Annotated in this window: 21 protein-coding genes and 1 pseudogene; 10 read left to right on the plus strand and 12 right to left on the minus strand. The window is 68.0% G+C overall.

Annotated features, from left to right (window positions below; translation table 11 throughout):
• Window positions 1-6: 6 nt before the first annotated feature.
• The 6 genes and pseudogenes from M2282_RS12390 to M2282_RS12415 all read right to left on the minus strand — a co-directional run bounded on the left by M2282_RS12390 (window position 7) and on the right by M2282_RS12415 (window position 5,531).
• Window positions 7-982 (minus strand): annotated as a pseudogene (locus tag M2282_RS12390) (Bug family tripartite tricarboxylate transporter substrate binding protein).
• Between the two features lie 58 nt (window positions 983-1,040).
• Window positions 1,041-2,018: an MBL fold metallo-hydrolase gene (locus tag M2282_RS12395; protein ID WP_280809081.1), complete on the minus strand. Its 978-nt coding sequence runs from the start codon at window positions 2,016-2,018 to the stop codon at window positions 1,041-1,043.
• A complete protein-coding gene (locus M2282_RS12400) occupies window positions 2,015-2,218 on the minus strand; it encodes a DUF2783 domain-containing protein (RefSeq protein ID WP_280809082.1) in 204 nt (67 codons plus the stop codon). Before M2282_RS12400 ends, M2282_RS12395 begins: the two co-directional genes overlap by 4 nt.
• Complete coding sequence (locus tag M2282_RS12405) at window positions 2,215-3,864, minus strand: FAD-dependent monooxygenase (protein WP_280809083.1); 1,650 nt, start codon at window positions 3,862-3,864, stop codon at window positions 2,215-2,217. Before M2282_RS12405 ends, M2282_RS12400 begins: the two co-directional genes overlap by 4 nt.
• A 10-nt stretch (window positions 3,865-3,874) precedes the next feature.
• Window positions 3,875-4,996: an alpha/beta hydrolase family protein gene (locus M2282_RS12410; RefSeq protein ID WP_280809084.1), complete on the minus strand. Its 1,122-nt coding sequence runs from the start codon at window positions 4,994-4,996 to the stop codon at window positions 3,875-3,877.
• Window positions 4,989-5,531, minus strand: coding sequence for a VOC family protein (locus M2282_RS12415; RefSeq protein WP_280809085.1), 543 nt, complete (start codon window positions 5,529-5,531; stop codon window positions 4,989-4,991). The genes M2282_RS12410 and M2282_RS12415 overlap by 8 nt, the downstream gene beginning before the upstream one ends.
• Window positions 5,532-5,616: 85 nt before the next feature.
• Here M2282_RS12415 and M2282_RS12420 point away from each other — a divergent pair, with 85 nt between their 5' ends.
• From M2282_RS12420 to pyk, 3 genes are all read left to right on the plus strand, one after another.
• Window positions 5,617-6,522, plus strand: coding sequence for a LysR family transcriptional regulator (locus M2282_RS12420; protein ID WP_280809086.1), 906 nt, complete (start codon window positions 5,617-5,619; stop codon window positions 6,520-6,522).
• 93 nt (window positions 6,523-6,615) lie between these two features.
• Window positions 6,616-7,809, plus strand: coding sequence for a phosphoglycerate kinase (locus M2282_RS12425; RefSeq protein ID WP_280809087.1), 1,194 nt, complete (start codon window positions 6,616-6,618; stop codon window positions 7,807-7,809).
• Window positions 7,810-7,896: 87 nt separating this feature from the next.
• Window positions 7,897-9,345, plus strand: a complete 1,449-nt coding sequence (pyk, locus tag M2282_RS12430) for a pyruvate kinase (RefSeq protein ID WP_280809088.1) — start codon at window positions 7,897-7,899, stop codon at window positions 9,343-9,345.
• Here pyk and M2282_RS12435 read toward each other — a convergent pair whose 3' ends face one another.
• A complete protein-coding gene (locus tag M2282_RS12435) occupies window positions 9,346-10,362 on the minus strand; it encodes a 1-aminocyclopropane-1-carboxylate deaminase (protein ID WP_280809089.1) in 1,017 nt (338 codons plus the stop codon).
• 138 nt (window positions 10,363-10,500) lie between these two features.
• Between M2282_RS12435 and M2282_RS12440 the strand changes: the two genes are divergently transcribed.
• The 4 genes from M2282_RS12440 (at window position 10,501) to M2282_RS12455 (ending at window position 14,086) form a co-directional block, all read left to right on the plus strand.
• Window positions 10,501-10,986: an Lrp/AsnC family transcriptional regulator gene (locus tag M2282_RS12440; RefSeq protein WP_280809090.1), complete on the plus strand. Its 486-nt coding sequence runs from the start codon at window positions 10,501-10,503 to the stop codon at window positions 10,984-10,986.
• A gap of 35 nt (window positions 10,987-11,021) precedes the next feature.
• A complete protein-coding gene (locus tag M2282_RS12445; protein WP_280809091.1) occupies window positions 11,022-11,951 on the plus strand; it encodes an alpha/beta hydrolase in 930 nt (309 codons plus the stop codon).
• Window positions 11,952-12,016: 65 nt separating this feature from the next.
• On the plus strand, window positions 12,017-13,081 hold the full coding sequence (fba, locus tag M2282_RS12450; protein WP_280809092.1) for a class II fructose-bisphosphate aldolase: 1,065 nt from the start codon (window positions 12,017-12,019) through the stop codon (window positions 13,079-13,081).
• A gap of 99 nt (window positions 13,082-13,180) precedes the next feature.
• Window positions 13,181-14,086: a phosphoribosylaminoimidazolesuccinocarboxamide synthase gene (locus tag M2282_RS12455; protein ID WP_280809093.1), complete on the plus strand. Its 906-nt coding sequence runs from the start codon at window positions 13,181-13,183 to the stop codon at window positions 14,084-14,086.
• Between the two features lie 104 nt (window positions 14,087-14,190).
• Here the strand turns inward: M2282_RS12455 and M2282_RS12460 are convergent, their stop codons facing one another.
• The 4 genes from M2282_RS12460 to M2282_RS12475 all read right to left on the minus strand — a co-directional run bounded on the left by M2282_RS12460 (window position 14,191) and on the right by M2282_RS12475 (window position 17,381).
• Complete coding sequence (locus tag M2282_RS12460; protein ID WP_280809094.1) at window positions 14,191-14,631, minus strand: META domain-containing protein; 441 nt, start codon at window positions 14,629-14,631, stop codon at window positions 14,191-14,193.
• 63 nt (window positions 14,632-14,694) lie between these two features.
• Window positions 14,695-15,984 carry a type II toxin-antitoxin system HipA family toxin gene (locus M2282_RS12465; protein ID WP_280809188.1) on the minus strand — a complete coding sequence of 430 codons (1,290 nt, stop codon included), beginning with the start codon at window positions 15,982-15,984 and terminating at the stop codon, window positions 14,695-14,697.
• 41 nt (window positions 15,985-16,025) lie between these two features.
• Window positions 16,026-16,334 (minus strand): helix-turn-helix domain-containing protein, encoded by a 309-nt coding sequence (locus tag M2282_RS12470; protein WP_280809095.1) that lies wholly within the window; start codon window positions 16,332-16,334, stop codon window positions 16,026-16,028.
• A 126-nt stretch (window positions 16,335-16,460) separates the two neighbouring features.
• Window positions 16,461-17,381 (minus strand): tetratricopeptide repeat protein, encoded by a 921-nt coding sequence (locus M2282_RS12475; protein WP_280809096.1) that lies wholly within the window; start codon window positions 17,379-17,381, stop codon window positions 16,461-16,463.
• A 36-nt stretch (window positions 17,382-17,417) separates the two neighbouring features.
• Between M2282_RS12475 and purE the strand changes: the two genes are divergently transcribed.
• The 3 genes from purE to M2282_RS12490 are packed head-to-tail and all read left to right on the plus strand — an operon-like array spanning window position 17,418 to window position 20,157.
• Complete coding sequence (gene purE, locus M2282_RS12480; RefSeq protein WP_280809097.1) at window positions 17,418-17,969, plus strand: 5-(carboxyamino)imidazole ribonucleotide mutase; 552 nt, start codon at window positions 17,418-17,420, stop codon at window positions 17,967-17,969.
• A complete protein-coding gene (locus tag M2282_RS12485; RefSeq protein ID WP_280809098.1) occupies window positions 17,966-19,159 on the plus strand; it encodes a 5-(carboxyamino)imidazole ribonucleotide synthase in 1,194 nt (397 codons plus the stop codon). Before purE ends, M2282_RS12485 begins: the two co-directional genes overlap by 4 nt.
• On the plus strand, window positions 19,156-20,157 hold the full coding sequence (locus M2282_RS12490) for an L-threonylcarbamoyladenylate synthase (protein WP_280809099.1): 1,002 nt from the start codon (window positions 19,156-19,158) through the stop codon (window positions 20,155-20,157). Before M2282_RS12485 ends, M2282_RS12490 begins: the two co-directional genes overlap by 4 nt.
• Window positions 20,158-20,261: 104 nt before the next feature.
• Here the strand turns inward: M2282_RS12490 and M2282_RS12495 are convergent, their stop codons facing one another.
• Window positions 20,262-21,848: an alpha/beta hydrolase family protein gene (locus M2282_RS12495; RefSeq protein WP_280809100.1), complete on the minus strand. Its 1,587-nt coding sequence runs from the start codon at window positions 21,846-21,848 to the stop codon at window positions 20,262-20,264.
• Window positions 21,849-21,897 lie beyond the last annotated feature (49 nt).

A 21,897-nucleotide genomic window follows, 5' to 3' on the forward strand; every position in this document is an offset into this window, starting at 1 on the left:
TTCCTTCTAGTCGAGCTTCACGCCCGCTGCCTGGATGATCTTGCCCCAGCGGTCGCTCTCCGCCCGCGAGAGCTTGTAGAACTCCTGCGGCGTCCCCGGCAGCGCCTCGAAGCCGAACTCCGAGAACAGCTTGACCACCTTGGGCGCCTGCATCGCCTTGTGCAACTCGCTGTTGATGCGCGCGACCGCTTCCGGCGGCATGCCGGCCGGGCCGATCAGGCCGTGGAAGGCATAGGCGTTGACGTCGCTGAAGCCGGCCTCGACGAAGGTCGGCACCTCGGGCAGCGCGCCGGCCCGTTGCGGCAATGCAATCGCCAGCACCCGCACCTTGCCCGCCTTGATGATCGGCAGGCCCGACGCCAGGTCGAGCATCATCGTGGGCACCTGGCCGCCCATCACGTCCGTCATGGCGGGCGCGGCGCCCTTGTAGGGCACGTGCGTGATCGTGAGGCCCGCCTTCTGCTTGAAGAGCTCCATCGCCATGTGGTGCGGCGAGCCGTTGCCGGGGCGAGGCATAGCTCACCTTTTCCGGATTGGCCTTCACGTAGCGCACGAACTCGGCCACGTTCCTCGCGGGAAAGTCCGGATGCACGACGAGCGCCACCGGAAAGCGGCCGATGGTGCCGATGTAGGTGAAGTCGGTGGCGGGCTTGTAGGGCAGCTTGGCGAACATGTGCTCGTTGAAGAGCAGCGCCGCGTTCTCGGCCTGCATGATCGTGTAGCCGTCGGGCTTGGCCTGCATCAGCACCGAGACGCCGATGTTGGTCGATGCACCGGGGCGGTTGTCGATGATCAGCGGCTGCCCGAGCGACGGCTGCATGGCCTCGGCCAGCGAGCGTGCGAGGTTGTCGGTGCCGCCGCCGGCCACGTACGGCACGATCCATTTGACGGGCTGGCTCGGATACGCGGCCGGCTGTGCCGACGCGAACGGTGCGGCGGCGAGTGCGAGGGCCGCGGCCAGCAGGGGAAGGAATCGCTTCATCGTCTTGTGTCTCCGTTGCTTGTTTTGAAATCGTCGAAATCGGTGGCGTGCCGGTGCGCTATTCGCCGCGCAGCGTCTGCCAGAGCGCCTGGTCGCGCTCGGCGGTCCACACCACCGGGTGCTCGATGCCGCGCAGCTCGTCGTAGGCGCGCGACACATCGAAAGGCAGCACATGCTGGAACACGGGCCAGCTGCCGAAGCGCGGCGCCATCGCCGCTTCGGCGCGCGCAAAGCAGCCGCGCAGGCCTTCGTTGGCGGCGATGCCGGCGCGCACGCTGTCCAGAAGCGTCGAGAGAAATTCCTTGGTGAGGCCGATGGCTTCGGCGCAGGCCGCCTCGTTCGGCAGCACCGCGCCGCGGCCCGGCACCAGCACGCGCGGCTTCAAGGCCCGCACCGCATCGAGCGTGCCGGCCCAGTCGGCGATGTAGGCATCGCCCGCGTACACGCCGCAATGGTTTTCCACCACGTCGCCCGAGAACAGCACGCCGCAGTCGGGCAGCCATGCGACCGTGTCGCCGCTCGAATGGCCGCGGCCCAAGGCCATCAGGCGCAACTCGCGGCCCAGTCCGGGGCGCGGGCCGAGCCAGAGGCTCATTTCGCCCTGGAAGCTCTGGGTCGGATACGTGAGGCCGGGGATCTCTTCCACGCCGGCGAACAGGCGCGGAAAGCGGCCCACCTCCGAATCGAAGTCGGCCTGCCCGCGCGTGCGGATCCAGTCGAGCGTGCCGTTGCTCGCGATGATGGCCTCGACCTCGTCGAAGGCACTGGCGCCCATCACGCGCACCGCGTGGTAGTGCGTGAGCACGATGGTCTTGATGGGCTTGTCGGTCACCGTGCGAATGGCCGCGAGAAAGTCGCGCGCCATGCGCGGCGTGGGGCGCGTGTCGATCAGCACCACATGGCGATCGCCGACGACAAAGCCGCAGTTGGGGTCGAAGTCGCTGATGTAGCCGTACACGTCGGGCGCGAGCTCGCGCAGCTGCGGCTTCTGTTCCCGGGTGTCGGAGGCGGAGGCAAACGAGACGGTGTCGGTCATGGTGTGGGGCTTGTCCTGAGGTCTTCGGAAGCGGCATCGATGCAGGCGAGCAGCGCGGCCTGGTCGCCGCACTGGTTGGCAAGCAGCAGCACGAGGCGGGCGTTGAGATCGGCGCTGCGCGCTTCGTCGAGGCCCTCGTGCGCGGCGAGCAGGGCGGCGTAGAAGCCGTCGGGGTCGGGGATGCGGGGCTCTGTGTTCATGGGGCGTCTTCAAGGGCGAGAGCGGTGCGCAGCGCGGCGGCGATGCGCTCGGGCGTGGCGTGCGCGAGCACCGCGGCGCGGTAGGCGTCGGGGCGCACGAGCACGAAGCTGCCGGCTTCGCCGATGCCCAGGTGGTTCGCGAGTTTTTCGTCGGGCTGCAGTGTCGAGAGGCCGCTGTCGCCGCCGATGGCGATCAGGCGCAAGGGCAGCGATCCGGTCGCATCCATTGCCGCCGCGGCTTCGGCGCGTGCAGGCGCGAGCCACAGGCCGATGCATTGCGTGCCATCGGCCAGCAGCTGCATCAGCGTCGTCTCGCGGCCATCGGTCCAGCGCAGCGGCAGGTTCTGCACCGTGCGCCCGCCCTCGGGCAATTGCGGCGCCGGCGGGTAGTCGTTGGCAACCGACATGCGCCCGGTGTTCACCAGCGCCCGCGCGAACGCATACCGCGCCGCCAGCGCCACCACCGCACGGCGCAGCGTGTGCTCGGCCGGCGAGCGCGGCGCGAGAAAGCGGGCCGAGCGGCTCGTCACCTCGAGATTTTGTTTTGCGGCGGGCTGCCGCTCCGCGTCGTAGCTGTCGAGCAGCGCATCGCCGGCCCGGCCTTGCGCCACCAGCGCCAGCTTCCAGCCGAGGTTGGCTGCGTCCTGGATGCCGCTGTTGCCGCCGCGCGCGCCGAAGGGGCTCACCACATGCGCGGCATCGCCGATGAAGAACACGCGGCCGTGCCTGAAGCTGTCGAGCAGGTGATCGCGGTAGCCGTACGGGCCGATCCAGACGAACTCGAACTCCACGCCAGGCCCGAGCTGCTCGCGCAGCCGCGCGCCTGCCACTTCGGGCTGGCTGATGTGGGCCGTGTCGCAATCCTCGGGCATCTGGTAGTCGATGCGCCACACGCCGTCGGCCATCAGGTGCTGCCAGACGCCGCGGCCTTCGTTGAAGGGCGCGTCGACCCAGGTCCAGCGCTCGGTCGGCAGTGGCTTCTTGAAGCGCACGTCGCTGATGCACCAGCGATCGGTGCTGCGCGAGGCATGCGCGTCGATGCCCAGTTGCGTGCGGATCGGGCTGTTGGCGCCGGTGGCGTCGATCAGGCGGTCAGCCTCGATGGTGTAGCTGCCGGCCGGTGTCTCTACCTCCAGGCGCACGCCGTCGTTCAGTTGCTCCACGCGCGTCACGCGGCTCTTCCAGCGCACGTCGGTCAGCCCCAGCTCGAGGATGCGCTCGACCAGGAACCACTCGATGTAGAACTGCTGCAGGTTGATGAACGGCGGCTGCCTGGAGACGCTGTTCCTCTGCAGGTTGAAGTTGTAGACCTCCTGCTCCCCCGAGAAGGTGCGCCCGAACGACCAGGTGATGCCCTTGGCCGCGATGCGCTCGCAGATGCCCAGGCGGTCGAAGATCTCCAGGCTCTTCTGCGCATAGCAGATGCCGCGCGACGAAGCGCCGCGCACCCCGACGGTGTCGTCTTCGTCGAGCAGCACGGCAGGCACGCCGCGCTGCGCCAGGTCGCAGGCCAGCGTGAGGCCCGAGGGACCGGCGCCGACGATCACGATCGGATGGCGAACGATCTTCCCGCTGCCCATCTCGGGCGGTGGCGTGAAGGGCCAGGCCGGCAGCTCGTAGGCCGGCGCAAATGCGTAGGTTTCCATGGTCTTGCTGCTATAGCGCGTGGGCGAACTCGGCGATGGCGTCGGCCGCCTGTGGGATCAGCCCGGGTTGCCCCGCCAGATAGTGGTTGCCGCCCACGATGTCGACGTTGCGGATGCGCGCCCCACCCGCGGCCATCCACGCACCGCGCGTGCTCGGGAAAGTCGATTGATCGCCCGTGTAGGTCAGCAGCAGCTTGGGAACCGTGGTGCGCGCGAGGTTGGCTGGACCATCCGCCTGCGAGCGCGACGACCATTGCGAGAGGAACGCGGTGAGCGATGTCGTGCGGCCCATCGCATTGGCCGAATAGTTCACCTGACGCGCGTCGCCCCACACGCTGCCGGGGAGGCGGTCGTTCGCATCGAGCGATAGATCGACGCAGCGCGGATCGGCGTGCGTGCGGTAGACGATGAAGGTCTGGTCGCGCGGTGCGCCGGGCGTGTTGCGCAGCAGCGCAAGGCGATCGACGCACCATTGCTCGATGCGGTCCAGCCGCGCCTTCTGCGCTGCGCTGAAGCGGGCGAGGAATTCGGTGTCGTAAGGCACGCGATGACGCGGGTCGTACATGTCGAGGTCGGAGTTCACCGAGAGCGGGTCGTGCTCGTCGGTGACCGAGGGGTCGATCCAGTCGCGCATCAACCGCGTGCGGCCCAGGTGCGCGGCGCACAGCGCGATGCCATCCACCGGCGGCAGGTCGCTCGGGTGCAGGTGCGTCGGGTCGCCGTCGGGCAGGTGCGTGGCCGTGAGCTTCTCGGCCTGCGCCTGGTAGAAGGCCGCGAGCGCTGCGCCACCGGAGTTGCCGACGAGGAACACCTTCTCGTAGCCGGCCGCGCGCAGATGCTGCACGCCGGCGCCCAGGTCCTGAATGGCGCGCTCCATCAGCAGCACCGTGTCGTTGCCCGCGAAGCGCGAGTTCAGCCCCATGCAGCAGATGCCGCGTTCGGCCAGCGGGTCGATGAGGTAGTGGCCCATGAAGTTGCTGGTCGGATGCATCACGATGGCCGCGACTTTCTTCGGACCCGTGGGCGCGCGAAAGGCGCCGTAGATGCGCGGGCGCAGCAGCTGCAGGCCCGACTGGCTTTCCATCGCCGCCCCGGGCTTCACGTCGATGACGGCGAGTTGCAGATCAGACATTCGGCGCACCCTTCGCTGCGCGCAGTCTTGCCTTGCGCGCGGTCCATGCGTCGAGCTCCGAGCGGGCGCGCAGTGCGTGCGCATCCATCTCGGCCTGCGGCACCGTCGGCGTCGTCAGTTCCAGGCGAATGCCGTTCGGGTCGAAGAAGTAGATCGATTCGATGATGTGGTGGTCGGTCACGCCCAGCACCTCGACGCCCGCGCCTTCGAGCCGCGCCTTGGCGGCGAGCAGGTCGTCCACCGAATCGACGCGCAGCGCGATGTGGTTCACCCACGCGGGCGTGTTGGGCGAGGGCAGCGCGGCGGTGTCGTCGCCCAGGTCGAAGAAGGCGATGTACGAGCCGTCGCGCATCTGGAAAAAGATGTGCACGTAGGGGCAGTACTCGCCGGTGCTCGGCACATGGTCGCTCTGGATGATGTGCGCGAGCGGCAGGCCCAGCAGGTCTTCGTAGAAGTGGCGGGTTTTTTCGCTGTCGCGGCAGCGCCAGGCGAAGTGGTGCAGTCCGCGGATGGGTGGGGCAGTCGTCGTCGGCATGGCTTGTTTCCTGTGAGCCGTGATTGGGCGATGCCGCGTCTTATGATGCAATCGAAATTAATTCATCGATTGATGAAATAAGCATATGAATCTCACCTTGCGCCAGCTGCGCGCCTTCGCCGCCGTCGCCGAAGCCGGCAGCTTCACCGCGGCGGCGCAGCAGCTGCACCTCACGCAGTCGGCGCTCAGCGTGCTGGTGCGCGAACTCGAACGCGAGATGGGCGTGCAATTGCTCGACCGCCATACACGGCGCGTGCAACTGTCGGAGGCGGGGCGCGAGTTCCTGCCCTCGGTGCACCGCCTGCTCGGCGACCTCACGAGCGCGGTGGCCGGCGTGACCGATCTGCGTGACAAGAAGAAAGGGGTGTTGCGTCTTGCGGCGCCACAACTCATGGCCTGCACGCTGATGCCGCGCGTGATCGCCCTCTATCGCGAGGCGTACCCCGACGTCGATGTGCGCTTGGCCGACACGCTGCCCGAGCACCTGCTGGCGGGGGTCGCGGCCGGCGACGTCGAACTCGCCGTGGGGCAGGACGTGGCGGTCGACGCCACCATCGACCGCCGCACGCTGCTGCGCGATCGCCATTGGCTGATCTGCCCGCCCGACCACGCGTTCGCCAGGCGCCGCAAGGTGCGCTGGCACGAACTCGGCCCGTACACCTTCATCGCGCCTACCCGTGATTTCCGCCAGCGCGTGTTGCCCGAGCTGGCCCCGGCGGACCGCGAGCTCATGCTGCGCCCCGGCACCCAGGAGGTGTCGTACATGACCACTGCGCTCGGCATGGTGGCCTCGGGGCTCGGGCTCACCGTGTGCCCGACCTATTCGGCGCCGCTGGTGCGCGCCCACGGGCTGCAGATGGTGCGGCTGGAGTCGCCCGACTTCCACCGTGAGGTGTGCGTCTACAGCGCGGCGCGGCGCGCGCTTTCGCCGGCTGCGGCGAGCTTCGTCGAGATCCTGGAGCGCTTCGCGAAGTCGCAGCCGAAGGGTTGAAAAGCATCGGAACGCTGCAAGAGGCGCATAGAGCGGCCACGGGGCGATACCTACAATGCAAGACGACCTGTTTTCCACTATCTCCAGAGACCCATGAACGTCATTCGATTCACCGACCTCTGCGCGCAGGGCAAGGCCGCCGGCCAGCGCGTCTTCATCCGTGCCGATCTCAACGTGCCGCAGGACGACCAGGGCAACATCACCGAAGACACGCGCATCCGCGCCTCGGTGCCCTGCATCCAGCTGGCGCTCGACGCCGGCGCGGCCGTGATGGTGACCTCGCACCTGGGCCGCCCCACCGAAGGCGAGTTCAAGCCCGAAGACTCGCTTGCCCCCGTGGCCAAGCGCCTGGGCGAACTGCTCGGCCGCGATGTGCCGCTGGTGGCCAACTGGGTCGACGGCGTCGATGTGAAGCCCGGCCAGGTCGTGCTGCTCGAGAACTGCCGCGTCAACAAGGGCGAGAAGAAGAACGACGAGGCGCTGGCCCGCAAGCTTGCCGCGCTCACCGACATCTACGTGAACGACGCCTTCGGCACCGCCCACCGCGCCGAAGCCACCACCTATGGCATCGCGCAGTTCGCCAAGATCGCGGCCGCCGGCCCGCTGCTGGCGGCCGAGATGGACGCCATCACCAAGGCGCTGGCCCAGCCCAAGCGGCCGCTGGTGGCCATCGTGGCGGGTTCCAAGGTCAGCACCAAGCTCACCATCCTCAAGAGCCTGTCGGCCAATGTGGACCAGCTGATCGTGGGCGGCGGCATCGCCAACACCTTCATGCTGGCCGCGGGCCTTTCGATCGGCAAGTCGCTGGCCGAGGCCGACCTGGTCGACCAGGCCAAGGCAGTGATCGAAGCCATGCGCGCGCGCGGCGCCGATGTGCCGATCCCCGTGGACGTGGTCACGGCCAAGACCTTCGCGGCCGATGCGCCCGCCACCGTCAAGGACGCGAACGACGTGGCCGACGACGACCTGATCCTCGACATCGGCCCGAAGACCGCCGCGATCCTTTCGGCGCAACTGCGCGAAGCCGGCACCATCGTCTGGAACGGCCCGGTGGGCGTGTTCGAGTTCGACGCGTTCGCAGGCGGCACCAAGGCCATTGCACAAGCCATTGCCGAGAGCAGCGCGTTCTCGATCGCCGGCGGCGGCGACACGCTCGCGGCCATTGCCAAGTACGGCATCGAAAAGCAGGTCGGCTACATCTCGACCGGCGGCGGCGCCTTCCTCGAAGTGCTGGAGGGCAAGACCCTGCCGGCCTTCGAAATCCTCGGCAAGCGCGCGGCGGGCTGACCTCGGCGGCGGGGAATCTCGTGAGGGTGACTTCCGTCAGACACACAAAGTGTATACAGTAGCGAATACAAAACGGAGACCAATTTCATGAGCACGGATCGCATCCCCCGCCACGCCACCAAGATCGTTGCCACGCTCGGCCCGGCGTCCAGCACCCCCGAACTGCTGGAAAAGATGATCCAGGCCAAGGTCAGCGTGGTGCGGCTCAACTTCAGCCACGGCACGGCGCAAGACCACATCGACCGCGCCACCATGGTGCGCGAAGCCGCCCGCAAGGCGGGCCGCGAAGTGGCCATCATGGCCGACCTGCAGGGCCCGAAGATCCGCGTCGGCCGCTTCGCGCAGGGCAAGATCCTGCTCGAGGCGGGCGCGAAGTTCGTGCTCGACGCCTCGCGCACCGAACTCGGCGACATCGATGCCGTGGGCCTGGACTACAAGGACCTGCCGCGCGACGTGAAGCCCGGCGACAAGCTGCTGCTGAATGACGGCCTGATCGTGCTCACGGTCGACGGCGTCAAGGGCGAAGCGGTCCACACCACCGTCAAGCTGGGCGGCGAGCTCTCGAACAACAAGGGCATCAACAAGCAGGGCGGCGGTCTCACCGCCCCCGCGTTGACCGCCAAGGACATGGAAGACATCAAGACCGCGATGAGCTTCCAGGCCGACTACGTGGCCGTGAGCTTTCCCAAGAACGCCACCGACATGGAAATGGCCCGCCAGCTGTGCAACGTGGCGGCCGCCGAATACGGCCACAAGCCCGGCATGATCGCCAAGATCGAGCGTGCCGAAGCCATTCCCAAGCTCGAAGAGATCTTGCGCGCCAGCGACGGCATCATGGTCGCCCGCGGCGACCTGGCCGTTGAAGTCGGCAATGCCGCCGTGCCCGCGCTGCAGAAAAAGATGATCCGCATGGCGCGCGACATGGACAAGGTGGTGATCACCGCGACCCAGATGATGGAGTCGATGATCACCAACCCCGTGCCCACCCGCGCCGAAGTGAGCGACGTGGCCAATGCCGTGCTCGACGGCACCGATGCCGTGATGCTCTCGGCCGAAACCGCGTCGGGCCGCTATCCGCTCGAAACCGTGCAGGAGATGAGCCGCATCTGCGAAGCTGCCGAAGCCGCGGAAGACAAGATGCTCGACGCCGACTTCAGCGGCAAGACCTACAGCCGCATCGACCAGTCGATCGCCATGGGCGCGCTCTTCACCGCGCACCACCTGGGCGCCAAGGCCATCGTGGCGCTGACCGAATCGGGCTCCACGATGCTCTGGATGAGCCGCCACCGCGCGCACATCCCGATGTACGCCTTGACCTCGCGCCTGGCCACGCAGCGCAAGCTCGCGCTGTACCGCAATGTGCGCCCGCTGCTGATGGATTCGGAAAGCGACCGCGACACCGCGCTGCAGCAGGCCGAGAACCACCTGAAGAAGCGCGGCATCGTGCAGAGCGGCGACGTCTACGCCATCACCTGCGGCGAGCCGATGGGTGCCCCGGGCGGCACCAACATGCTCAAGATCTGCCGCGCGAGCTGATCAGCCGTTCCTGAACAGGAAGCTGTAGGCGTTGAGGGCGGGCACACCGCCCAGATGCGCATACAGCACCTTCGAGCCGGCCGGAAACTCGCCGAGCCGCACTTTCTCGATCATCCCGTGCATCGACTTGCCCTCGTACACAGGGTCGGTCAGCATGCCTTCGAAGCGCGCACAGAGGCGAATCGCCTCCAGCGTGCCTTCGTTCGGCAGCCCGTATTCCGGCCCGCCGAAGCGGCGGTCGAGCACCACATCCTTCTCTGTGATGTCGCGGCCCAACTCGACCAGCTCGGCCGTGTTCTTCGCGATGCGCAGGATCTGATCGAAGGTCTGCTGCGGCTTGGCCGAGGCGTCGATGCCGATCACGCGGTCGGCGCGACCGTCGGCCGCAAAGCCCACCACCATGCCGGCCTGCGTGCTGCCGGTCACGGCGCAGACCACGATGTAGTCGAACCTGAAGCCGAGCTCGGCTTCCTGCTGGCGCACTTCTTCGGCGAAGGCCACGAAGCCCAGGCCGCCCCTCGGATGCTCGGAGCAACCCGCCGGAATCGGAAAAGGCTTGCCGCCAGCCTGGCGCACGCTTTCCATCGCGTCTTCCCAGCTTTTCCGGATGCCGATGTCGAAGCCCGCGGCGTCGAGCCGAACGTCGGCGCCCATGATGCGCGACATCTCGATGTTGCCGACCCGGTCGTACACCGCGTCGGAGTAGTTGACCCAGTTCTCCTGCACCAGCACGCACTTGAGACCCAGGTGCGCGGCCACGGCGGCGACCTGGCGCGTCTGGTTTGACTGGATGCCGCCGATGGACACCAGCGTGTCGTAGCCGCCTTCGAGCGCCTCGGGGATCAGGTATTCGAGCTTGCGGGTCTTGTTGCCGCCGAAGGCCAGGCCGCTGTTGCAGTCCTCGCGCTTGGCATAGAGCTCGACCTTGCCGCCCAGGTGCGCGCTCAGGCGCTTGAGCGGATGGATCGGCGTGGGGCCGAAGGTCAAGGCGTGGCGGGGAAATTTCTTCAGGTTCATCGACGCGGCTCCGAGGTGGGTTGAAGCTGTCAATCGTAGAAAGAAGGGCGCGCAACGTGCTTGTGAAGTTCAGGCTAATTTTTGGAAAAAAGAAGGCAATATTCGAAGAAAGCTAGTTTTCAGTTCAAGGAAATTCCAATGAGCACAACAAAGTTGCGTTCCCCGATGGAGCTGGATCGCACCGACCGCGCCATCCTGCGCGCATTGCAGCGCGACGCCTCCGTGTCGAACGTCGCGCTGGCCGCCAAGGTGAGCCTCAGCGCGCCGGCCTGCCTGCGCCGCGTCGAACGCCTGAAGGAGGCGGGTTTCATCAAGGGCATCGTCGCCCTGCTCGATCCGGAGGCGCTGGAGGTCGGCATGCTGGTGATGATCGGCGTGGTGCTCGACCGCTCCACGCCCGATTCGTTCTCCGACTTCGAGAAGGCCGCGCAGAAGGTCTCGGGCTGCCTCGAATGCCATGTGGTCTCGGGCGAATTCGACTATTTCATGCTCGTGCGCACCCGCGACAACGACAGCTTCAACCGCCTGCACGCAGAGCAGCTGCTGTACCTGCCCGGCGTGCGGCAGATCCGGACCTTCATGGTCCTGAAGCAGGTGCTGTCGACCACGCAGCTTCCGATCTGACGAAACCGGGGCCCGCCCGGGTGCGTACTGGTGCGATGAGCTTTCCCACCTTCGCGTCACTCCGCCAGCGCCGCAGCGCCATCACCACCGCCTTCACCGTCACCGCAGCCGCGGTGTTGTCGGCCTGCTCGCCGATCAAGGTGCTCAACGGGCTGGTGCCTGAAGACACCTACCAGTTCCAGGGCGGCATCGCCTACGGCGCCGCGCCGCGGCAGCAGCTCGACGTCTACCAGCCGCTGCCCGCCACCCCGCCGGCCCGTGGCGCCCGGCCGCTCGTGGTGTTCTTCTTCGGCGGCACCTGGACCAGCGGCGACCGCGCCAGCTACAAGTTCGTCGGCGAGGCGCTGGCCGCCAGGGGCGCGGTGGTGGTGATTCCCGACTACGGCCTCTCACCCGCCTTCACCTACCCGGTCTTCGTGCGCGACAGCGCGCTGGCCGTCAAATGGGCGCTCGACAACGCCGCGCAGTTCGGTGCCGATCCCCGGCAGGTCTACGTGATGGGCCACAGCTCGGGCGGCTACAACGCCGCGATGGTGGCGCTGGACGATCGCTGGCTCGGCGAACTCGGCGCCAGCCCCCGGCAGCTCGCGGGCTGGATCGGCCTGGCCGGCCCCTACGACTTCCTGCCCATCGGCGACCCGCAGGCGCAGGCCGCCTTCAACTGGCCGAACACGCCGCGCGATTCGCAGCCGCTGGCGCATGCGAGCGCCGCGTCGCCCCGCGCGCTGCTGATGGCGGCGTCGAAAGACAACCTCGTCTACCCCGACCGCAACACCGGCCAGATGGCCGCGGCCTTGCGTGCGGTCGGGGTTCCGGTGCAAGTGCAGCTGTTCGACAACCTCAGCCACGTCACGCTGATCGGCGCGTTCGGCAAGCCGATCCAGTGGCTCGGCGGTCCGGTGCTGCCGCCGGTCATGGACTTCCTCGGGTTGGCGTCAGTCCTGTCCCACAAGGGGTCTCGGTAGAATTAGTGCAGTTTTTCTCGTCTTTCAGCCTTCTTTTTTCCCTAATTCCCGCGAGGTACTTCCCCATGGCACTCGTCTCGATGCGCGAACTGCTGGACCACGCCGCAGCCAATGGCTACGGCATTCCGGCCTTCAACGTCAACAATCTCGAACAGGTCCAGGCCGTGATGGAGGCCGCCAAGGAAACCGGCGCTCCCGTCATCCTGCAAGCCAGTGCAGGGGCCCGCAAATACGCCGGCGAAGCCTTCATCAAGCACCTGATCCAGGCCGCCATCGAGCAGTACCCGAACATCCCGCTGGTGATGCACCAGGACCACGGCCAGAACCCCGACGTCTGCAAGGGCGCCATCGACCTGGGCTTCAGCTCGGTCATGATGGACGGCTCGCTCGAGGCCGACGGCAAGACCATCGCCAGCTACGACTACAACGTGGACGTCACCAAGAAGGTGTCCGACATGGCCCACCGCCTGGGCGTGACTGTCGAAGGCGAGCTTGGCTGTCTTGGTTCGCTCGAAACCATGAAGGGCGACAAGGAAGACGGTCACGGCACCGACGACACCATGACGCGCGAGCAGCTGCTCACCGACCCCGAGCAGGCCGCCGACTTCGTCAAGCGCACCCAGATCGACGCGCTGGCCATCGCCATCGGCACCAGCCACGGCGCCTACAAGTTCACCCGCGAGCCCACCGGCGACATCCTGGCGATCGACCGCATCAAGGAAATCCACCGCCGCATTCCCAACACCCACCTGGTGATGCACGGCTCCTCGAGCGTGCCGCAGGAGCTGCTGGCGATCATTCGCCAGTACGGCGGCAACATGAAGGAAACCTACGGCGTGCCCGTCAAGGAAATCCAGGGAGCCATCAAGCACGGCGTGCGCAAGATCAACATCGACACCGACATCCGCCTGGCCATGACCGGCGCGGTGCGCAAGTTCCTGGCCGAGAACCCCGAGAAGTTCGACGCCCGCGAATGGCTCAAGCCGGCGCGCGAAGCCGCCAGGCTGATCTGCAAGCAGCGCTACATCGAGTTCGGCTGCGAAGGCCAGGGCGCCAAGATCAAGGGCGACACGCTGCAGGTGGTCGCCGCCAAGTACGCCAAGGGCGAACTGGCCCAGGAAGTCGTCTAAAAACTTCCCCGCGATTCGAAGGCCACCGTTCGCGGTGGCTTTTTTCTGCGCGCACAATCCGCTTTCCCGTCACCCGTTTCCCTCACAGCATCTGTTCCCATGACCACCGTCCACACCTCCTCCATCCAGAGCCTGCCCTTGCTTGCGCGCGGCAAGGTGCGCGACAACTACGCCGTCGGCGAGGACCGCATCCTGATGGTCGCGAGCGACCGGCTCAGCGCCTTCGACGTGATCATGGGCGAGCCGATTCCGGGCAAGGGCGAGATCCTCACGCAGATGGCGCTGTGGTGGTTCGAGCGGCTCGGCCAGCTCTGCCCCAACCACCTGACCGGCGATGCGCCCGAGAGCGTGGTCACGGCCGAGGAGGTGCCGCAGGTCACCCAGCGCTCGATGCTGGTCAAGCGCCTGAAGCCGATCCCGGTCGAGGCCGTGGTGCGCGGCTATCTCGCCGGCAGCGGCTGGAAGGAATACCAGGAAAGCCGTTCGGTCTGCGGCGTGCCGCTGCCCGAGGGCCTGACCAACGCGAGCAAGCTGCCGCGCCCGATCTTCACGCCCGCCGCCAAGGCCGCGGCCGGCGAACACGACGAGAACATCAGCTACGACCGCGTGGTCGAGATCGTCGGCCCCAAGCTGGCGCAGCAGATCCGCGAGACCAGCATCGCGATCTACGAAACCGCTGCGCAGATCGCCCTGACCAAGGGAATGATCATTGCCGACACCAAGTTCGAGTTTGGCCTCGATGAAGCGGGCACGCTGGTGCTGATGGACGAAGTGCTCACGCCCGACAGCTCGCGCTACTGGCCCGTCGAAGGCTACGAAGCCGCGCTGGCCACCGGCACCAATCCGCCCAGCTACGACAAGCAGTTCGTGCGCGACTGGCTCGAGGCCACCAAGATCAACGGCAAGCCCTGGGACAAGACGCCGCCGGCACCGCGCCTGCCGGCCGAAGTGATCGAGAAGACTGCGGCCAAGTACCGTGAGGCGCTGGAGCGCCTCACGGGCTGAGCGATAGAGCCGCCCGGCTTTTCACTTCGCTTCGCTGCGTGTAATTCGCCACCCCCCGAGGGGGAGGCGCGGCTCGCCTTGGGGCGGCCCGGCGGCGGCCGCCTTCAGCGGTTTCCTGAACTCAGCGTCGCCACGGTCCGCCCGCCGGCGTCGAGCAATGCGAGGCGCCCCGGCGCAAGGCTGTAGCTCGTCGTGCTCTGCAGGGCCGAGAGAAACTGCGCCTCGTTGGCGCCGCGCACCGGGTCGGCGCACGCCATGCGCGTGGCGGCCAGCTGCCCGATCTTCAATGAGATGCCGCTGCGGGTGAATGTGCCCGACACGCGGTTGCATCCCCCCGAACCGCTCACGCGGCCGCTGCTGCGGTCGAACTGGATCTGCGCTTCGCCGCCCGGCGCGATGGGCTCGTCGCCCAGCTGCGCGAGGCGCCACACCGGGCCTTCGATGGGTTCATCGAGGCTGATGCTGCTCCCGCAGCCGGTCAAGGTGGTCAGCAGCGCAGCCGTTGCAAGAACGGGGAGCGCAATGTGGCGGGCGAAGGAACGCATGGCCAGTCTTTCCTTTTGAATCTGCAACAAGATGAAATTGGGCGCCATCGTATGCGACACCGCCTAGCTCGCCAATGAGGCCAGCGCCACGCCGCCCGCAAGGCGGGCCTGCACGCAGCGCCGCACGCTGGCTGGTGTGCCGTCCTGAGCGAGCAGTGCGGGCCATTCGGCCTGCGCCTGGCGCACCGTGTCCCGGGCAATCGCCATGAGCCGCGCCGGGCGCAGCAGGCCCGCCGAGCGCAGCAGGGCGTCGAGCGCTGGCCAGTCGAAGGCGCGCAGCTTCGCGTCGATCGCACGGTTCACGCCGTAGTCGTTGGCCGGCACGTCCTCGAAGAAGGCGGCCACGCACACCGGGTCGTAGAGCGGGGCCAGCACCGGCGCCACGCCGTCGGGGTAGCGCAGCGCCCAGTTCTTCAGGTGCGCGTCGCTGTTGCCCAAGAGGATGAAGGCGACGATGCGGCGCACGCACTCGCGCACGTCAGCCACCGGGTTCGGCGACAGGCGGTCGAGCACGCGCAGCATCGCGGGCCAGTCGACCGCCAGGCCCCGGCCGTATTTCTGCCGGGGCTCGTACTGCAGCACCTGCGCGAACTCCTCCATGTGGATGCGGCCGCCTTCGGGCGTGCGGTCGAAGCGGCGCACCGCGAGGATCTGCTCGAAGCGCACCTGCTCGGGCAGGTCGGCGTCGGCGCGGCCGATCACGCTGGCTTCGGCGCAATCGAGGCCGAGCGCACCGCAGAGGCGATAGCCGGTGAATTCGTTGTCGACCAGATCCGGATGCCGCGTGCTCGGCAGCTTGAGGATGAAGGAGCCCGCAGCCCCATGGCGCCGCACCACGTAACGCCGGCCGTCCTGCACCGCTGAAAACTTGGTCACCACGCCCGGGATGGCGGCGGCGTCTTCCACAGGCATCTCGACAAAGCCGGGCTCAAGCACGTCGAGCCCCAGTGCGGTGTGCCAGTGGCGCACGGTGTCCGGGATGCCTTCGGCCGTGGGCACCGGCTCGACCTCGAGCGCGCCCATCAGGTCGTGGCCGGCTGCTGCCAGCAACTCGAACTCGTCGTCGGCTGCGCAGCCGCGCTGCTGTGCGAGGCGCTCGCGGTTGTGCCCTTCGGGCAGCAGGTTCTGGAAGTAGCTGGGCCAGTGGCCGTCGCTGCGTGAAACGCGGGTATCGCGCGCCGAGGCCAGGATGGCGCGGGTTGAAGCCTCGTCCGCACCACGGTAGGCGAGCGAGAGCGTGGGCCGGCCCGGATCGGCGATGTACGCCTCGTCGAAGGACACGCGCAGGATGTCGCCGTACTGCGAGAGATAGCCGATGGCGCGCCGCCCGCCACCGGGCGCATGCAGATGCATCCGCAGGTAGCGGATGCTGGTGGTGAAGGCTGCGCGGGTGCTCACCGGCTTTCGTCAGCCAGGCTCTGCGCGATGGACGGCGGTGCGCCCACGCCCGCCGGCTGGCCGAGCAGGCGGCCGCCCGAGCGCACGAAGTCTTCGAGCTGCGGACGCAGTGCGGCGGGCACGGGCATCAGTTCGAGCCCCAGCACGCGCGCCATTTCGAGCAGCGTCGACAGGCGCGGATCGATCTGGCCGCTTTCGATGCGCTGCACCGTCATGCGCGAAAGGCCGGCCTGGGTGGCCAGCGCCTCCTGGCTCAGGCCGCCGGCCTTGCGAGCTTTTTCGAGTTCTTCGGTGAGTTGGAGCATTGGCGTACGCTTTTTCTTCAGATTGAGTAGCAATGCTATCTATCTAAAAACGAACAGGCAATAAAAAAGCGACCCTTGAGTCGCTTTTTCAATTCAATGCGCATCAAGCTGCGCATTTTTATAGCCTCAGCTCAGCACCACGCTGCTGAGCCGACGGCGGTACGTGGCCACGACCGGATCGTCCGGCGGAATCTGCCCGTCGGCCACTTTCACCTTCGGCGGCTCGATCAAATCGAGGATCGCGATGTAGGTCTTGCGGGCGAGCTCTTCGTTCCAGCTCTTGTCGCGCATCAGGATGTCGAGCAGTTCGTCCATCGCGTCGGTCCAGCGTTGTTCGGCCATCAGCAGGCGGGCGCGACCGAAGCGGGCGTCGAAGTCGCGCTTGTTGGCGGCGATCTTCGTGTCGAACTCGGCGATCGCGGGGGCGGCACCAGTGACGGGCGCCGCGAAATCGATGGCGTCCATCCAGCGCTGCAGCGAGTCGAAGCGGCGCACCAGCCCGGTCTTGGCGATCACGGGGGCAAAGGCGACCTTGGCGTCGTCGACACGGCCTTCCTGCAGCAAGAGCTTGATGTAGTCGAAGCGGGCGTCGTCGTTGGCCGGGTCAGTCGCCACGGCGTGCTGCAGTTTTTCGAGCGCGCCCTGGGTATCGCCCTCGGCCAGCGCCTCCTGCGCGGCGGCTTCTTCGGAAGCGGCCTCGGCCTCGTCGGCGCCCGGCAGGTGCTTGTCGAGGAATTCGCGGATCTTCTCGGCCGGAATGGCACCCACGAAGCCGTCCACCGGATGGCCGTCCTTGAACATCACGCAGAAGGGGATGCTGCGCACGCCGAACATTTCGGAGAGCTGCGACGAAATCTGCGGCACCTTGTCGGCGTCCAGCTTGGCCAGCGTGAAGCGGCCGCCGTACTCGACCTCGAGCTTTTCGAGCACCGGCCCGAGCTGCTTGCACGGTCCGCACCATTCGGCCCAGATGTCCAGCAGCACCGGCGTGGCGACGGAGCCTTCGACCAGTTCGGCCTGGAAATTTTCGAGAGTGATGTCGATCATCGGAACCAACTGGGGGTGAAACGTAAAATTGAAACCATGAACGAAACCATTCAGGTCGGTGTAGTGATGGGCTCGAGCTCCGATTGGGAGACGATGCGCAACGCGGTCGAGATTCTCCAGCAATTCGGAATCGGGCATGAAGCAAAGGTGGTCTCGGCCCACCGGATGCCCGATGCGCTGTTCGCGTACGCCGAAAGCGCTGCCGGGCGGGGGCTCGCCGCGATCATCGCGGGCGCAGGTGGCGCGGCCCACCTGCCGGGCATGCTGGCCTCGAAAACCACGGTGCCCGTGCTGGGCGTGCCGGTGGCCAGCCGCCACCTGCAGGGCGTCGATTCCCTCTACAGCATCGTGCAGATGCCCAAGGGCGTGCCGGTCGCCACCTTTGCCATCGGCAACGCGGGCGCAGCCAACGCCGCGCTGTTCGCGGTGGCGATGCTGGCGGTGAACAACCCCGCGCTGCGCGCGAAGCTCGATGCCTTCCGCACCGCCCAGACCGCCGCTGCCGAAGCCATGACGCTGCCGCCAGCGCCGGCCGGCGAAGCGCCCGCCGTTTCTCCTTTCTCGCCGCAAGGCGGAGGTGCCCTGTGACCAAGAACGGCGATCTGCCCATCCTCCCGGGCGCCACGCTCGGCGTGCTAGGCGGCGGCCAACTGGGCCGCATGTTCGCGCACGCAGCCCAGCGCATGGGTTACTTCACGGCCGTGCTCGACCCCGATGCCGACAGCCCCGCCGGCCGGGTGAGCCATCACCACATCCATAGCGACTACGCCGATGTCGACGGCCTCGCCCGCCTGGCCGGCCTGGCCGACGCGGTGACGACCGAGTTCGAGAACGTGCCCGCGCCCTCGCTGGAGCACCTGGCGGTCGCCCGCCCGGTGGCGCCCGCCGCCTCGGCCATCGCCATCGCGCAGGACCGCATCGCCGAAAAGACCCACTTCACCCGCTGCGGTGTGCCCTGCGCGCCCTATGCGGCCATAGAGACGGCGGCCCAGCTCGCCGCTGTCGAAGACCACCTGCTGCCCGGCATCCTGAAGACGGCGCGCCTGGGCTACGACGGCAAGGGCCAGCAGCGAGTGAAGACGCGCGCCGAACTGGTCGAGGCCTGGCAGGCCAGCGGCTGCGTGCCCTGCGTGCTCGAGAAGCTGCTGCCGCTCGAATTCGAATGCTCGGTGATCCTCGCGCGCGGCCGCGACGGGCAGATCGTGCACTTTCCGCCCCAGCGCAACCTGCACCGCGACGGCATCCTGGCCGTCACCGAGGTGCATGCGCTGAACATGCCCAAGACGGTGGCGCAGGGCGCGGTCAATTCCGCGAAAAGCATCGCCAACGGCCTGGGCTACGTGGGCGTGCTGTGCGTCGAGTTCTTCGCGCTGGCCGACGGCTCGCTGGTGGTCAATGAAATGGCCCCGCGCCCGCACAACAGCGGCCACTACACGATGGAAGCCTGCGACGTGTCGCAGTTCGAGCTGCAGGTGCGCACCCTCGCCGGCCTGCCGCTCGCGCCGCCGCGCCAGCACAGCCCCGCGATCATGCTGAACCTGCTGGGCGACCTGTGGTTCACCTCCGGCGAGGAAAAGCCGGTTTCGCCGCGCTGGAGCGACGTGCTCGCGCTGCCGGGCGTGCACCTGCACCTCTACGGAAAGATCGAGCCGCGGCCCGGCCGCAAGATGGGCCACCTGACCCTCACCGGCGCCACGCTCGAGAGTGTGCGTGCCAACGCCTCGCAGGCCGCGCTGCTGCTGGGACTGCCGCCGGTGGAAGTGACCGGCCTCGCATGATCCTCGACGGCCAATCCCCCGAGGCCATTGCCGAGGCCGTGCGCGTGCTGCGCGCGGGCGGGCTGGTCGCCTTTCCGACCGAGACCGTCTACGGCCTGGGCGCCGATGCGAGCAGCGACATGGCCGTGGCCGGGATCTTCAAGGCCAAGGGGCGGCCCTCCGACCACCCGTTGATCGTGCACGTCGCGGCCGGCATGAAGGGCACCGAGGCGCTTTCGCGCTTCGCCCAGCCGCTGCCGCTCTTTGCGCAGAAGCTGGTGCAGGCCTTCTGGCCTGGCCCGCTCACGCTGATCGTCACGCGCCAGCCCGGCGTGGGCGCCGCGGCCGCCGGCGGGCAGGACACCATCGGCCTGCGCTGCCCCTCGCACCCTGTGGCGCAAGCGCTGCTCGAAGCCTGCGCCGAGCAGGGCGTGCCGGGCGTCGCGGGGCCGAGCGCCAACCGCTTCGGCCGCGTGAGCCCGACCACCGCCCAGCATGTGTACGACGAGTTCGGCGATGCCGTGCCGGTGATCGACGGCGGCGCCTGCGAGGTCGGCATCGAATCGACCATCGTCGACTGCAGCCGCGGCGCGCCCGTGCTGCTGCGCCCGGGCCTCATCACGCGCGCGCAGATCGAAGCCGCCTGCGGCGAAAAGCTGAGCAACCGCGAAGTGCTCGAAACCCCCGACCCGCGCGCCTCGGGCACGCTCGAAGCGCATTACGCGCCGAACGCCAAGCTGCGGCTGATGGACGCCAAGGCGCTGCAGGCCGGCCTCGACGTGCTGGGCGCCAGTGCCGCGCACATCGCCATCTGGTCGCGCAGCAGCCTGCGTTGCCGCTCGCAGCGCGTGCTGCAGCGGCGAATGCCCGACGACGCGGCCACCAGCGCGCACCAGCTGTTCGCGGTGCTGCGCGAATTCGACGCGCAGGGCGTCAAGCTGATCTGGGTAGAGACGCCGCCCGACACGCCCGAGTGGGAGGGTGTCAGAGACCGCCTCCAACGGGCGGCAGCGGCCTGACCCAGAACACCGAGGAACCGGCTTTGCCCGGCCTCAGGTGTTGCCCCCGTAGGGGGAAGGCGCGCGCGACACGAAGTGCGCGCAGCCTGGGGGCGAGCCTAGCCTTAGCCCCCGGCCGCCAGCACGCCCTGGAAGAAACCGCGCGCTGCCGCCAGGCAGAACGGCGGCGCCAGCGTGCCGTGGTACGCCGCGGTGACCGCGCGTGCCTTGTCGGCGTCGCTGCCCTGCGTGTTCTGCGCCAGCGTGCCCTTGGCCTGCGCGAAGCCGGCGCGGGCGGCCGAGTAGGCGTCGGTCGCGCCCGAATCCTCCAGGTCCACCACCGCCAGCGCCGAGGCCGGCATGCCCTTCGCGCGGAAATAACCTGCCGTGGCGCGGGTGCTGACGAAGTTCACCGTCGGGTCGTTGGCGCCGCCGCACATCAGCATCGGCCGGGTCGGCACCCAGTTGCGCAGGTCGTTGGCGAGCGCCGCCTTGCGAAAGCCCACCGAGGGGCTGCAGTTGAGCGGCGAGGTCGAACCGAGGGATGCCGCCGTCGCGGGCAGCGCATTGCCCGGGCATGCGTTCGACTGGATGTCGCCGGCCGCCTGCGTCAGGTAGCTCTGGCGGATCAGGTTGTTGGCGCCGTAGAAGATCGAGAGTTCGGGGCTCACCGGCCCCGGCGTCGCATTGGCCGGGAACAGCGCCAGCTGCGGCAGCCTGCCCTGCGCGAAGAGCGTGCTGGTGGGCGTGAGGCTCGGCAGCAGGGTGTCGATGCCGGTGGCGTACTGCGCCTCGTACACGTCGCTGGTGGCGTTGTAGACGTTGCCGAACTGCTGCTGCCAGCTGGTCGACAGCAGCGGCACGAAGACCGTCGAGCCCAGCGCGGGCCAGCCGAGGAAGGTGTAGTCGGTCAGGAGGCTGATGGCCGAGGGTGCCGAGAGCGGCGCGGAGGCCGTCACCGTCTTGCCCGTGGCCTGCATCTCGCGGTGCGCGGCCATCGCCACGTAGCCGCCCTGCGAGTAGCCGGTGATGAAGAGCGAGCCCGCGTCGTTCGCGTCGATGCCCGAGAAGGTCTTGCGCGCCGCGGTGAGCGCATCGACCATGTCCTTGCCCTGCTGGTCGCCGTTGAGGTACGGGTGGTAGGCCAGCGTCGACTTGTCGTAGCCCGCGTAGTTGGGCGCCACCACGATGAAACCCTGCGCCGCGAGCATGGCCGCGACCACCACGCCTTCGCCGGCCGCCGCCTGGTTGATGTCGGTCCACTTGGCGAGGTTGTAGTCGCGCGCGGTGTTGGTGCCGTGCGCATAGAGCACCACCGGGCGCGGTCCATTGCAGGCCACGTCGGTGCCCGCGGGCACCATGATCGCGGCGGTCGCGGTGGTGGCTTCGCCCTTGCCGCCGACGGTGCGGTATTCGAGGTAGCGCGTATCGATGCCGCACTTGGGCGTGCCCGCGACCTGCAACAGCGCGCGGCCCTTGTCGTCGGCCCCCAGCAGCGTCTTGAACTGGTCGACCGATAGCCGCGTGATCTGCGCGGGCGGGTTGGTGACGACCGAGCCGCGCCCGGTGTCGGTGGCCGGCGGCGGAAAGCCCACGCCGATGCCGCCGCCTCCACCTCCGCCGCCCCCGCAGGCTGCGAGCAGCAGCGTGGTGCCCGCGAGTGCCGCTACCTTGAGCAGCGAGTTGATCGGTCGTGATTGCGGCTTTTTCAAGGCGTGTCTCCTGCGGTGTCGTTGTGCCTGGAATCGAAAGAGCGTCCGA

It is taken from the genome of Variovorax boronicumulans (assembly GCF_029892485.1).
Lineage (GTDB): Bacteria > Pseudomonadota > Gammaproteobacteria > Burkholderiales > Burkholderiaceae_C > Variovorax > Variovorax boronicumulans_B.